Genomic DNA, 15,255 nt, shown 5'->3' with positions numbered 1-15,255 from the left:
GAGGCCGCTGCGACCCTTCGCGAGGACCGCCCGGGCGATCAGCGGCTCGTGGCCTACGTGGTCCCCGCACCCTCGGCCGAGCCGGAGCCCGAGCGGCTGCGCGAGCACGCCGCCCGTGCGCTGCCCGACTACATGGTGCCCGCGGCCGTCGTCGTGCTCGACGCGCTGCCGCTGACGCCGAGCGGAAAGCTGTCGCGCCGGGACCTGCCCGAGCCTGACACCGCCGCCCCGGCCCCCGGCCGCGCCCCGCGCACGCCCCGCGAGGAGATCCTGTGCGGGCTGTTCGCCGACGTCCTCGGCTGTGCCCGGCCCGGCATCGACGACGGGTTCTTCGCCCTGGGCGGGCACTCGCTGCTCGCCACCCGCCTCATCTCCCGCGTCCGGGCCGCCCTCGGAGCGGAACTGTCCGTGCGGGACGTGTTCGAGGCACCCACGGTGGCCGGCCTGGCCGCCCGCATCGACGCCGGCAGCCACCGGCGGCCCGCCCTGCGGGCGGCCGGGCGCCGCCCTGGGACCGCGCCGCTGTCGTTCGCCCAGCGCAGGCTGTGGTTCCTGCACCGCCTGGAGGGTCCCAGCCCCACCTACAACATGCCGTTCGCGCTGCGCCTGACCGGCGAGCTGGACACCGCCGCCCTGCGCGCCGCCCTGAACGACGTCGCCGCCCGCCACGAGACCCTGCGCACCGTCTTCCCCGACACCGCGGGCACCCCCGCCCAGGTCGTGCTCGGCCCGGACGAGGCCACCGTCGATCTGCGCACCCACCGCACCGACGAGGCCGGGCTCGCCGGAGCGCTCGCCGCCGCGGCCGCGTACCGCTTCGACCTGACCGCCGAACCGCCGCTGCGGGCCGACCTGTTCGCGCTCGGTCCCGGCGAGCACGTGCTGCTGCTGGTGATCCACCACATCGCAGGGGACGGCTGGTCGAACGTGCCGTTCGCCCGTGATCTGTCCGCCGCCTACACGGCCCGCAGCGCCGGCCGCGCCCCGGCATGGCCGCCGCTGCCGGTGACCTACACCGACTACGCGCTGTGGCAGCACGACCTCCTCGGCAGCGAGGACGACCCGGACAGCCTCCTGCGCGCCCAGGTCGCCCACTGGACCCGCGCGCTGCGCGACCTGCCCGAACAACTGGAGCTGCCCACCGACCGCCCCCGCCCTGCGGTGTCCGCCCACCGCGGCGGAAGAGTGCTGTTCGCCCTGGACGCGGAGCTGCACACCCGGCTCGCGGGGCTGGCCCGCGAGCACGGCGCGACCCTGTTCATGGTGGTGCAGGCCGGACTCGCGGCCCTCCTCAGCAGGATCGGCGCGGGCACGGACATCCCCATCGGCTCCGCCGTCGCCGGCCGTACGGACGAGGCCCTCGACGACCTCGTCGGCTTCTTCGTCAACACGCTCGTCCTGCGCCTGGACACCTCCGGCGACCCGACCTTCGCCGCCCTGCTCGACCGGGCGCGCGAGACGGACCTGGCCGCCTACGCCCACCAGGACGTGCCGTTCGAACACCTCGTCGAGCTGCTCAACCCCGTCAGGTCGGCGGGTCGGCACCCCCTGTTCCAGGTGATGCTGACGCTCCAGAACAACGCCGAACCCGAGTTCGCGATGCCCGGACTCCGGGTTCTGCCCGACGTCGCCGAGCTGCCCGCGGCGAAGTTCGACCTGCTGTTCAGCCTCACGGACCGCTACACCGAGGACGGCAGCCCCGACCGGGTCGACGGGGTGCTGGAGTACAGCGCGGACCTGTTCGACCAGGACACCGCCGAAGCCCTCGCCGCGCGCTTCGTACGACTGCTCCGGGCCGTCGCGCAGGCCCCGGACCAGCCGATCGGTGCCGTGGACCTCACCGAGGCCGCCGAGCGCGAACGCCTGCTGGTGACGTGGAACGGCGCTCCGCTCACCACCCGGCCCGTGCCACTGCCCCAGGCGTTCGAGGCACAGGTGCGGCGCACACCGGACGCGGTGGCCGTGAGCGACGGCGGCACCGACCTCGGCTACGCCGCACTGAACGAGCGGGCCAACCGGCTGGCGCGGCTGCTCATCGGGCGCGGTATCGGCCCCGAGCAGATCGTGGCGGTCGCCCTGCCGCGCTCGGCCGAGCTGGTCGTGGCCCTGCTCGCGGTGCTCAAGACCGGCGCCGCCTATCTGCCCCTCGACCCGGCGCACCCGGCCGCGCGGCTCCGCTTCCTGCTCGGCGACGCCCGCGCCGCCCACGGGATCACCACCGCCGCCCTGGCCCAGGGCCTGCCCGCGACGGGCCTGTCCTGGCTCGCGGTCGACGACGAGGAGGCCGCACGGGCGGCGGCCGGGCAGCCGGGGCACGACCCGGCGGACACCGAGCGGACCGCGCCGCTGCGGCCGGAGCACCCCGCGTACGTCATCCACACCTCCGGCTCCACCGGCCGGCCCAAGGGCGTGGTGGTCGAACACCGTGCGCTCGCCGCCTACCTGGCGTTCGCACGCGAGGCGTACCCGGGCACCGCGGGCACCGCCCTGCTGCACTCGCCGGTCTCCTTCGACCTGACCGTCACCGCGCTGTTCGCGACGCTGACCGCGGGCGGCCGGGTGCTGGTGGGCGACCTCTCCGGCGACGCGCACGACCCGGGCCCCCACACGTTCCTCAAGGTGACGCCCAGCCATCTCGCGCTGCTCGGCTCCGCCCCCGGCGCGCAGCCGGCGGTCGCGGACCTCGTCGTGGGCGGCGAACAGCTCACCGGCGAGCAGCTCGGGCCCTGGCGGCGCTCGCAGCCGGGGGCCGCCGTCGTCAACGAGTACGGCCCGACCGAGGCCACCGTGGGCTGTGTCGTCTTCCGGGTGCCGCCGGGCGCCGTGCCCGGCGGCGGCCCGGTACCGGTCGGGCGGCCCGTGCCCGGCATGCGGGCCTACGTGCTCGACGACCGGCTGCGCCCGGTGCCGCCCGGCGTGACGGGCGAGCTGTACCTGGCGGGCGCGCAGCTCGCCCGCGGCTATCTGCACCGGCCGGGCCCGACCGCCGAGCGGTTCACGGCGGACCCCTTCCGCGCACCGGGCGGACGCATGTACCGCACCGGGGACCTGGCCCGCTGGATCGCCGGGGGCCAGCTCGTCTTCGCCGGCCGCGCCGACGAGCAGGTCAAGGTGCGGGGCCATCGCATCGAGCCGGGCGAGATCGAGGCCGCGCTGGTCCGCCACCCGGCCGTGTCCCGGGCGGCCGTGGTCGCCCGCGAGGATCGGACGTCCGGCACCCGGCTGGTGGCCTACGCCGTCCCGGCGGCGGACGCGCAGCGCGACGGCGGGGCGGCACGGGCCCAGCTCGACGAGTGGCAGGAGGTGTACGACAGCCTGTACGGCGCAGGGCGCGAGGGCGTGCCCCCGGCCCCGTTCGGCGCGGACTTCACGGGCTGGACCAGCAGCTACGACGGACAGCTCATACCGGTGGAGCAGATGCGCCGGTGGCGCGACGCCACGGTCGCCCGGATCCGCGAGCTGCGGCCGCGCCGGGTGCTGGAGATCGGCGTGGGCAGCGGGCTGCTGCTCGCCCCGCTCGCCCCGGACTGCGAGACCTACTGGGGCACCGACATCGCGGCCGGCGCCATCGGCCGGCTGCGGGCCCAGGTGGCCGCCCGCCCCGACCTGGCCGGGCGGGTGGAGCTGCGCGTACAGGCCGCCGCCGACGCCGGCGGGCTGCCGGCCGGCTCCTTCGACACCGTGGTGATCAACTCCGTCGCCCAGTACTTCCCCGACGCCGGCCACCTCACCGACGTGCTCGGCACGGCGCTGGGACTGCTCGCCCCCGGCGGGGCCGTGTTCCTCGGCGACGTGCGCGACCTGCGGCTGCTGCGGTGCCTGCACACGGCGGTGCAACTGCGCCGCGCCGCGCCGTCCGCCGACGCCGCCGCGGTGCGCCGGGCCGTGGCGCAGGCCGTGCTGCTGGAGAAGGAACTCCTGCTCGACCCCGCGTTCTTCACCGCGTTCGCGGCGGGGCGCGAGGACATCGCCGGGGTCGACCTGCGGGTCAAACGCGGCGCGTACGTCAACGAGCTGAACCGCTACCGCTACGACGTCGTGCTGCACAAGCGGCCCGCCGCCGGCATCCGGTCCGTCGGGGACGCCCCGGAACTGCGCTGGGGCAGCGACGTGCTCGGGCCCGACGACCTCGCACGCCACCTGGCGAGGAAGCGGATGCCCGCCCTGCGGGTGACCGGGGTGCCCGACCAGCGGCTCAGCGGCGAGGCCGGCGCCCTGCGCGCCATGGACGAGCAACGGCCCCTGGCCGACGCCCTCGCCCTCCTCGACGCCGCCGGGCAGCTCACGGCGCCCGAGCTCGGGCCGGACGCCTTCCACGAACTGGGCGAGCGCGCGGGCCTGCGGGTCGCCGTCACCCGGTCCGGCGACGGCGCGGAACTCCTCGACGTGCTCTTCACCGACCCGGCGGCCACCGCGCTCAGCGGCGTCCACCGCCCGGCGGCCACCGCCGCGCCGGCGCCGCCGCGGACGCTCGCCAACGACCCGGCGGCTGCCCGGCGGCGCGCCGAACTGGTCGCCTCGCTCACCGCGGCGCTCAGGGAGGAACTGCCCGCGTACCTGGTGCCGGCCGCCGTGGTGGTCCTCGACAAACTGCCCCTGACCGTCCACGGCAAGCTCGACCGGGCGGCGCTGCCCGCCCCCTACCTCGGGTCCGTCGAAGGCTCGCGCCGGCCCGCGAACCCGCGCGAGCAGGCGCTGTGCGACCTGTTCGCGCAGGTGCTCGGCGTGGCGGCCGTCGGCGTCGACGACAACTTCTTCCACCTCGGCGGGCACTCGCTGCTCGCGACCCGGCTCATCAGCCGCGTCCGCACCGCCCTCGGGGCGGAACTGCCGGTGCGCGCCGTGTTCGAGACGCCCACGGCCGCCGGGCTCGCCGCGCGGCTGGACGACGCGCAGGCGAGGCAGGACGGGACGCGCCCGGCGCTGCGGCCACTGCCGCGGCCCGGGGCGGTGCCGCTGTCGTTCGCGCAGCAGCGACTGTGGTTCCTGCACCGGCTGGAGGGCCCGAACGCCACCTACAACATGCCGATCGCCCTGCGCCTGCGCGGCGCGGTGGACCACGCGGCGCTGCACGCGGCGCTGGCCGACGTCGCCGCCCGGCACGAGAGCCTGCGCACCGTGTTCCCGGTGGCGGACGGGGTGCCCCGGCAGGTCGTCCTCGACGCGGCCGCCGCCCGTCCCGAGATGACCGTCCGGCGCATCGGCGGCACGGATCTGCCCGAAGCCGTCAGGGCGGCGGCCCGCTACCCCTTCGACCTGGCGGCAGACCTGCCGCTGCGGGCCGAGCTGTTCGTCCTGGACGAGCGGGAGCACCTGCTGGTGCTGGTGGTGCACCACATCGCCGGCGACGGCTGGTCCATGGCCCCGCTGTCGCGGGACCTGGCCACCGCCTACGCCGCGCGGTCCCGGGGCGGGGCGCCGGCCTGGACGCCGCTGCCCGTCCAGTACGCGGACTACACGTTGTGGCAGCGCGCGCTGCTGGGCGACGAGGCCGACCCGGACAGCACGTTCGCCCGTCAGGTGGCCTACTGGACCGGGGTCCTCGCGGACCTCCCCCAGGAACTCGCGCTCCCGGCGGACCGCCCCAGGCCCGCCGTCTCCACCTACCGCGGCGAGATGCTCGGCTTCGACCTCGGTCCCGAGCTGCACCGCCGGCTGGCGGGCCTCGCCAGGGACGCGGAAGCCAGCCTGTACATGGTGCTGCACGCCGGCCTCGCCGCCCTGCTGACACGGCTCGGCGCGGGCACGGACCTGCCGATCGGCAGCGGCGTCGCCGGGCGCCACGACGAGGCGCTCGACGACGCGGTCGGACTCTTCGTCAACACGCTCGTGATGCGCACCGACACCTCCGGCGACCCCTCCTTCGGCGAACTGCTGCGGAGGGTGAGGGAGACGGCGCTGAGCGCCTACTCGCACCAGGACGTGCCCTTCGAGCACCTGGTGGAGGTGCTCAACCCGGTGCGCTCCCCGAACCGGCACCCGCTGTTCCAGGTGGCGCTGGTGCTGCAGAACACCCCGGAGGCCGCCCTGGCGCTGCCCGGCGTCGAGGTGACGCCCGAGCCGGCGGGTTCCGGGACCTCGCGGTTCGACCTGTTCTTCAGCGTCACCGAGCGGGGTGCCTGCGGGGGCGTGCGCGGCACGGTCGAGTACAGCACCGACCTGTTCGACCGCCGGACGGTCGAGGCGCTGGTGGAGCGATGGGTCCGGCTGCTGGAGGCGGTCACCGCCGCCCCGGCGCGCCCCATCGGCGAGGCGGACCTCCTCACGCCCGCCGAACGCGCCCGGCTGCTGGGAGCCGACGGCCCCAAGGTGCCGCCCGCCACCCTGCCGACGCTCTTCGAGCGCCAGGCGGCGCGGCATCCCGGGGCGCCCGCGGTGCTCTCGGCGTCCGCGACGCTGACCTACCGTGAACTGAACGCCCGGGCCGACTGCCTGGCCCGGCTGCTCCTCGCGCGCGGGATCGGCCCCGGGCACACCGTCGCGCTGGCCTTCCCGCGCTCCGCCGATCTGGTCGTGGCGGTCCTCGGGACGCTCAAGGCGGGGGCGGCCTACCTCCCGCTCGACGTCGGCTACCCGGCGGAACGCCTCGCCTTCATGCTCGGCGACGCCCGGCCGTCGCTGCTGCTGACGGGCGCCACCGGCCGGCAGGTGCCCGGATCCGACGGCCTGCCCAGGCTGGCTCTGGACGACCTCGACGGACATCCGGTCCGGGACCGGGCCGAGCGGCCGGGCGACTCCGGCGCGGCCGGGCGGGCCCGGCCGCCGGCGCCCGCCGACCCCGCCTACGTGATCTACACCTCAGGTTCCACCGGCGTGCCCAAGGGCGTGGTCGTCACCCACTCGGGCGTGGCCGCCCTGGCGGCGTCGCAGGTGGACGCCTTCGGCGCCGGGCCGGGCAGCCGCGTCCTGCAGTTCGCCTCGCCGAGCTTCGACGCCGCGTTCTGGGAGCTGTGCATGGCACTGCTGAGCGGCGCGGCCCTGGTGGTGGCCCCGGCCGAACGGCTCATGCCGGGACCGGACCTCGCCGCGGTGGTGGCCGAGCACGGTGTGACGCACCTGACGGTGCCGCCCGTGGCGCTCGGGGTGATGACGCCCGACCAACTCGCCCCGGTGACCTGCCTCGTGGTAGCGGGAGAGGCGTGCCCACCGGAGACGGCGGCCCTCTTCGGCCGCGGCCGGCGGATGGTCAACGCCTACGGGCCGACGGAGTCGACGGTGTGCGGCACGATGAGCCGGCCGCTGGCGGCGGACGCCGGCATCGCGCCCATCGGCACGCCCATCACCGGTACCCGGGCCTACGTCCTGGACGCGGCGCTGCGCCCGGTGCCGCCGGGCGTGGTCGGCGAACTGTACCTGGCGGGCGCGGGCCTGGCCCGCGGCTACCTCGGGCGGCCCGGCCTGACCGCGGAGCGGTTCGCCCCCGACCCGTTCGGCGCGCCGGGCACCCGGATGTACCGCACCGGCGACCTCGCGCGCTGGAACGCCGCGGGCGAGCTGGAGTTCTCCGGCCGGGCCGACGAGCAGGTCAAGGTCCGGGGCCACCGGGTCGAACTCGGCGAGGTGGAGGCCGTGATGGCGGCCCACCCGCAGGTCGCGCAGGCCGTCGCGGCGGTCCGCGACGACGGCCCCGGCGGGCCCCGCCTGCTCGGGTACGTGGTCCCGGCGGCGGACGGCACCGAGCCGGGGGCGGCCCCCGACGGGGCCCCGGAGGGGGCGGAGCGGGTCCTCGGCGAGTGGCGGCAGCTCTACGACACGCTGTACGGGACGGCGCGGCCCGCCCCGTTCGGCGAGGACTTCACCGGCTGGAACAGCACCTACGACGGGCGGCCCCTGCCCGCGGGCGAGATGCGGCAGTGGCGGGACGCCACGCTCGCGCGCATCCGCGAGCTGCGGCCGCGGCGGGTGCTGGAGATCGGCGTGGGCCGCGGCCTGCTCCTGTCGCAGCTCGCCGCGGGGTGCGACGCGTACTGGGGCACCGACCTGTCCGCGGCCGCCGTCGAGGCGCTGGCGGCACAGGTCGCCGAGCACCCAGGGATCGCCCCCCGCGTGGTACTCAAGGCCCAGCCGGCGGACGACCTCACCGGGCTGCCGAAGGGGTTCTTCGACACCGTCGTGCTCAACTCGGTGGCCCAGTACTTCCCCGGCGCCGGCTATCTGACCGAGGTGATCTCCGCCGCGATGCGGCTCCTGGTGCCGGGCGGTGCCCTGTTCCTCGGCGACGTCCGCAATCTGCGGCTGCTCCCGAGCCTGCGGGCGGCCGCCGGTGCCACCGCGCCGGAGCGGGAGCTGCTCGTCGACCCGGACTTCTTTCCCGCCCTGCCCGCCGTCGTGCCCGAGATCGCCGCCGTCGACGTACGCCTCAAGCGGGGCGCCTACCACAACGAGCTGTCCCGGTACCGCTACGACGTCGTCCTGCACCGCACGCCGCCGACCGCGCCTGCCCGGTCGTTCGCCGACGCGCCGGTGCTGCCCTGGCAGGAGGTGCCCGGCGGGACGGAGGGGCTCGCCGCGCTGCTGGCGGAGCGCCGGCCTGACCTGCTGCGCGTCACCGGGATCCCCAACGCGCGGCTGGCGGGCGAGGCCGCCGCCGGGCACGCCGCGACCGTGGACCCCGAGGCGCTGTGCGTACTGGGGGAGCGGCTGGGATTCTGGGCGGCCGCCACCTGGTCGGGCGCGACCGGCGACGACTGCTTCGACGCCCTGTTCGCCGCCGCGGCCGACCCCCACGCGCCGGTCGCAGGCTCCTACCTGCCGGCTGCCCCCAGGGCGGCCGACCGCTCCTCGCCGTCACCCTTCACCAACGACCCGGCGGCCGCGGCGCCGTCGGCGGGCCTGGGCGGCGCGGTGCGCGCCTGGCTGCGGCTGAGGCTTCCCGAGTACCTGGTGCCCTCGGCGGTCGTCACGCTCGACGCCCTGCCGCTGACGCCGAACGGCAAGACCGACCGCAGGGCGCTGCCCGCGCCGCAGACGGCGGGGGCCACGGCGGGCCGTCCCCCTGCGACCGCGCGCGAGCGGCTACTGTGCGACATCTTCGCGGACGTGCTCGGCCGCCCGTCCGTCGGTGCCGACGACGACTTCTTCGACCTCGGCGGCGACAGCATCGTCTCCATCCAGGTGGTCAGCAGGGCCCGCGCCGCCGGGCTGGCCATCGGCCCGCAGGACGTGTTCCGCCACAAGACCGTGGCGGCGCTGGCCGCCGCGACGCCGGACGCCGCACCCGCGGGGGCACCGGAGCCGCGGGCGGCCGTCGGCGCGGTGCCGATGACGCCGGCCCTGCACGCCTTGCGGGAGCAGGACGCGGACCCCGGCACCGGGTACGAGGCGATGACCGTGGAGCTTCCTGCCGGGCTCGGCGCACAGGCGCTGGAGACGGCCCTGCAGGCGGTCCTCGACCACCACGACGCGCTGCGGATGCGTCTGACCCGGGCCCCCGGCGGGACCGCGCCGGCCGGCGGGACGCAGTGGCTGCCCGAGGTGCTTGCGCCCGGCGCGGTCCGGGCCGCGGACTGTCTGCGCACCACCGGCGCCGCACCGGGCGAGGCAGCCCTCTGGCAGGAGGAGCGGGCCGCCTCGGCCCGTCTGGCGCCGGACGCCGCGGCGCTGCTCCAGGCGGTCCGCTTCGACGCCGGGCCGGGCCGCCCCGGGCTGTTGCTACTGGTCCTGCACCGCCTGGTCGCCGACCCGGAGTCCTGGCGGATCCTGCTGCGCGACATCGCCGGCGCCTGCGAGGCCGCGGCCGGGGGACGGCCCCCCGGGCTCGCCCCGGTCGGTACGTCCTTCCGCCGCTGGGCCCAGCACCTTCGCGCCCGTGCGCAGGACGCCCGGCGGACCGGGGAGCTGTCCCGGTGGACCGGTGTCCTCGCCGGGGCGGGCCTACCGGACGAGGACATCGGTGCACGGCCGGCGCGGATCCCGCAGGAGGCCCTCCCCGGCGCGCTCACGACCGTCCTGTCACCCGAGCGCACCGGGCAGGTGCTCACCGACGTGACCGCGGCCTTCCACGCCGACGCCGAGGACGTGCTGCTGACCGCGTTCGCACTGGCGGTGGCCGACTGGCGGCGCCGCCGCGATCCCGCTACGCCGGGCGCCGCGGACGGGCACGTGGTCGCCGACGTACGGCGGCCGGGCCGCGAACGCGTCGCCGAGGACGTGGACCTGTCCCGCACCGTGGGCCGCTTCACGGTCGCCCACCCGGTCCGGTTGGACCTGGGCGGCCTGGACCGGGACCGGTTGCGGGACGGCGGGCACGCCGCGGGGACGGCGCTCAAACGCGTCAAGGAGGAGCTGCGGTCCGTGCCGGACGGCGGACTGGGCTACGGCCTGCTGCGCCACCTCGACCCCGGCGCCGGCCCGGAGCTCGCGGCCCTGCCCGCCCCGCGGTTCGCCTTCCACTACCTCGGACGGCTGCCGCAGATCCCGTCCGGCCCGTGGCCGGACGGGACCGGCACCGCGCCTCAGTACCGGGTCGAGGCGGCCGTCGCCGCCGTGGACGGCCCTGCCGGCCCGCGGCTCACCGCGACCTGGCACCTGGCGCCCTCGCCCCTGGCCGAGCGCGACCTGGCAGACCTGGCCGCCGCGTGGGTCCGTGCGCTGGATGCCCTGGCCGCCCACGCGGCCCGGCCCGGCTCCGGCGGCCGCACCCCGTCCGACGTACCGCTGGTCCGGCTCAGCCAGGACAAGCTCGAACAGCTTGAAGCCGCATGGAGGAGATCACGATGACGCAGGCGGAACTGGAGGACATCCTCCCCCTGGCGCCGCTGCAGGAAGGGCTGCTGTTCCACGCGCTGTACGACGAGGCGGCCCTCGACCTCTACACCGTGCAGTGCGCCTTCGACCTGGACGGCGACCTCGACGCACGGGTGCTGCACGCGGCCGCGCGCGCCCTGCTCCGGCGCCACGCCGCCCTGCGCGCCGGCTTCTGGCACGAGGGCCTGGACGAGCCGGTACAGGTCGTGCCGCGCGAGGTCTCGCCGGTGTGGCGGGAAGCCGACCTCGCCGCGGCCGGGCCCGGGGAGCGGGAGGCGGAGGCGGAGCGGATCGCGGCCGAGGACCGGCTCCGGCGCTTCGACCCGACCCGGCCGCCGCTGCTGAGGTTCACGCTTCTGCGGCTCGGGCCCGCGCGGCACCGGTTCGTCGTCACCGCCCACCACCTGGTGCTGGACGGGTGGTCCGTGCAACTGCTGCTGGGCGAGCTGTTCCAGTTGTACGTCAGGGGCGGCCGGGAGGACGGGATGCCCCCCGTGGCCCGGTACCGCGACTACCTGGCCTGGCTCGCCGGCCAGGACCGGGCGGCTGCCGAGGACGCGTGGCGCCGGGTGCTGAAGGGCGTCGACGAGCCCACCCGCGTGGCACCCGCCGACCCGTCCCGGGAGCCGGCGCTGCCCGGGCAGGTCCTTCGCGACCTCCCCGACGGCCTCGCCGCGGCGCTGGAGGCCCTCGCCCGCCGCGAGGGACTGACCCTGAGCACGGTCTTCCTGGGAGCCTGGGCGATCGTGCTCGGCCAACTGACCGGCAAGGACGACGTGGTATTCGGCGCCACCGTCTCCGGGCGCCCGCCGCAGGTGCCCGGCGTCGAGAGAATGATCGGCCTGTTCGCCAACACGCTGCCGGTGCGCGTCCGCCTCGATCCCGCGCAGGCCCTGACCGGGATGCTGGCCCGGCTCCAGGAGGAGCAGACGGGCCTGCTGGCGTGCCAGCACGTGAGCCTGTCCGGTATCCAGCGCACACTCGGCTCGGGTGAGCTGTTCGACACGGTGACCGTGTTCGAGAACCTGCCCGCCGGTGAGGGCGAACTCGCCGCCACCGCGCACGGCAGCGGGCTGCGGGTGACCGCGAGCCGGAGCCACGGCGTCACCCACTACCCGCTGAACTTCATGGTGATGCCCGGCAGGCCGCTGCGTCTGCGCCTGGACCACCAGAGCGACCTGTTCGACCGGGACGCCGCCGAGTCGATCGTGGCCCGGGTGGTCCGGGTCCTGCAGGCCCTGGTCGCGGACCCCGGCCGGCGCCTCGGTGCGCTGGAGATCCTGGCGCCGGCCGAACGTGCCCGGGTGCTGGAGGAGTGGAACGGCGCAACCGGCGAGACGCCGTCCGTGCTGGTGCCGGAGGCGTTCGCCGCCCAGGCGGCGCGGACCCCCCACGCGGTGGCCGTCGTCTGCGGCGGGCAGTCGTGGACGTTCGCCGAACTGGACGCACGGGCGGACCGGCTCGCCCGGCGCCTGACCGCCCGCGGCGCCGGGCCCGACGTACTGGTCGGGCTCTGCGTGCGCCGTTCGGCGCAGATGATCGCCGCCGTACTGGCCGTCTGGAAGGCCGGAGGGGTGTGCGTACCGCTCGACCCCGGCTACCCGCCGGAGCGGCTGGCGTTCATACTGGCCGACGCGTCGATTCCCCTGGTGCTGACCGAGCGGGACCTGACCGGGCGCCTGGCGGAGGCCCGGACGGCGTCCCTGGTGCTGCTGGACGCCGACGACCCCTTCGGCGGTGACGCCCGCGGGCCCGAGGGGCCCCGGCCGGCACTGCGAGCCGGCCACGCGGCGTACGTGGTCTACACGTCCGGATCGACGGGAGTGCCCAAGGGCGTGGTGGTCACACACCTGGGGCTGGCCAACCTGTTCGCCAGCCACCGCGACCGGGTGTTCACCCCGGCGGCCGCCGCCGTGGCCGAGGCGAGCGGGCGGCGGCTGCGCGTGGCGCACACGGCGTCGCTGTCGTTCGACGCCTGCATGGGCCAGCTCATCGGCCTCGTCGCCGGCCACGAACTGCACGTCGTGGACGACGACACCCGCCGCGATGCCGGCGCGCTGCTGGCGTACGTGCGCGAACGGGGCGTCGACTACCTGGGCATCACGCCCTCGCTGCTGCGGGAACTGACCGGACTCGGCCTGCTGGAGGGCCCCGGGCACCGGCCGGGAGTGGTCCTCCTCGGCGCGGAGGCCACCGGTGCGGCGCTGTGGGAGACGCTGCGGGCGCACCCGGACACCGAGGTGCACAACTACTACGCGCCCAGCGAGTGCACCGTGGACGCCGTCGGCGCCCGGGTGCGCGACAGCGCCCGGCCCGTGATCGGCCGGCCGATCACCAACATGCGGGCCTACGTGCTCGACGCGCGGCTGCGTCCGGTGCCGCCCGGTGTGGTGGGCGAGGTCTACCTCTCCGGCGTCCAGCTCGCCCGGGGCTACCTGGGCAGGCCCGGCCTGACCGCCGAGCGGTTCGTCGCGCACCCTTTCCAGGATGCGCCGGGCGCCCGGATGTACCGCACCGGCGACCTGGCCCGCTGGACGGCCGGCGGGCTGCTCGAGTTCGCCGGGCGGGCCGACGACCAGGTCAAGCTGCGCGGGTTCCGCATCGAGCTCGGCGAGGTCGAGTCGGTACTGGCCCGGCACACCACCGTCGCGCACGCGGTCGCGGCCGTGCGCGAGGACCGGCCGGGCGACCAGCGCCTGACCGCCTACGTGGTGCCCGCGCCGGGCGCCCGGGCACACGCGGGCGAGCTGCGGGAGTTCTGCGCGGCGACGCTGCCCGAGTTCATGGTGCCCGCCACGGTCGTCGTGCTCGACGCCCTCCCGCTGACCCCCAGCGGGAAGCTGGACCGCCGCGCCCTGCCCGCTCCCGGTCCGCGCGGAACCGGCGGCCGCGAGCCGCGCGATCCCGTCGAGGAGATCGTGTGCGGACTGTTCGCGGAGGTCCTCGGCGTCGCCCGCGTCGGCGTCGACGACGGGTTCTTCGCGCTCGGCGGGCACTCCCTGCTCGCCACCCGGCTGGTCTCGCGCGTCCGCACGGCCCTCGGCGCGGAACTCACCGTACGGGACGTCTTCGAGGCACCCACCGCCGCCGGGCTCGCGGCCCGGCTCGGCGTGCGGGGCCTCGAAGCCGAGGACGCCGGGCGGCGGCAGCCGCTGCGGCCCGCCGACGAGCGCCCGGCCGAGCTGCCGCTGTCCTTCGCCCAGCGGCGCCTGTGGTTCTGGCACAAGCTGGAGGGACCCGGCCCGACCTACCACATGCCGTTCGCGCTGCGCCTGACCGGCGACCTCGACGTCGACGCCCTGCGCGCCGCCCTGGGCGACGTGGTGGCCAGGCACGAGGTGCTGCGCACGGTGTACCCGGACACCGCGGGCACCCCGCGCCAGCACGTCCTCGACCCGGCCGAGGCCGCCGTGGCACTGCCCGTCCGGAACGTCGGCGAGGACCGGCTCGCCGCGGCCCTCGCGGACGCCGCCGCCCACCCCTTCGACCTCGCCTCGCAACCGCCCCTGCGAGCAGCGCTGTTCGCGCTCGCGCCGGACGAGCACGTCCTGCTGCTCGTGCTCCACCACATCGCGGGCGACGCCTCGTCCAACCGCCCGCTGGCCCGGGACCTGTCCGCCGCCTACGCGGCGCGCCGGGCGGGCGGGGTCCCGGCCTGGACGCCGCTGCCGGTCCAGTACGCCGACTACACCCTGTGGCAGCGCCGCCTCCTCGGCGAGGAGAGCGACCCGGACAGTGTGCTCTCGCGCCAGGTGGCGTACTGGAGGACGGCGCTTGAGGGCCTGCCGGCCGAGCTGGAACTGCGGCGCGACCGGCCCCGCCGGGAGGTGGCCCGCCACCGCGGCGCAACGGTGCCCCTGCACGTCGGCCCCGACACCCATGCCCGGCTCGCCGGGCTGGCGCGGGTGCGCGGCGCGAGCCTGTTCATGGTCGTCCAGGCGGTGCTCGCGGTCCTCCTCACCCGTGAGGGCGCGGGTACCGACATCCCGATCGGCACGCCGGTCGCGGGGCGTACCGACGATGCCCTGGACGACCTCGTCGGCTGCTTCGTCAACACCCTCGTACTGCGCACCGACACCTCGGGCGACCCGCCCTTCACCGACCTGCTCGACCGGGTCCGCGAGGGGGACCTGGCCGCCTACAGCCACCAGGACGTGCCCTTTGAGTACCTGGTGGACGTGCTCAACCCGGCCCGCTCCGCGGCCCGGCACCCGCTGTTCCAGGTGCTGCTGACGCTCACCCACACCGGGGACCTGCCGGTGGAGCTGCCCGGCCTGCGCTACCGGGTCGAGGAGACCGAGTCGCGGTCGGCGAAGTTCGACCTGCTGTTCAGGCTGACCGAGCGGACCCGCCCGGACGGCTCGCCCGGCGGCCTCGAAGGCGGCGTCGAGTACAGCACCGACCTGTTCGACCGGAGCACGGTGGAGGACACGGCCGACCGTTTCGTGCGGTTGTTGGGGGCGGTGGCGGTTGATGCGTCGCTCAGGGTGGGGGATCTTCCTGTTCTGG

The 15,255-nt window shown here is 76.4% G+C and carries 2 protein-coding genes; both read left to right on the top strand.

The annotated features are described in order from the left end of the window. A partial coding sequence (locus tag IE313_RS34270; protein ID WP_189939238.1) for a non-ribosomal peptide synthetase occupies positions 1 to 10,719 on the top strand: 10,719 nt, incomplete at its 5' end. Beyond that, a partial coding sequence (locus IE313_RS34265; RefSeq protein WP_189939236.1) for a non-ribosomal peptide synthetase occupies positions 10,716 to 15,255 on the top strand: 4,540 nt, incomplete at its 3' end. The genes IE313_RS34270 and IE313_RS34265, both read left to right, overlap by 4 nt.

Origin of the sequence: Streptomyces sulfonofaciens (assembly GCF_014656295.1) — a bacterium.
GTDB classification, from domain to species: Bacteria; Actinomycetota; Actinomycetes; order Streptomycetales; family Streptomycetaceae; genus Streptomyces; species Streptomyces sulfonofaciens.
The sequence above is the reverse complement of the archived record's forward strand: the minus strand, read 5'-3'. Positions and strand labels throughout refer to the sequence as shown.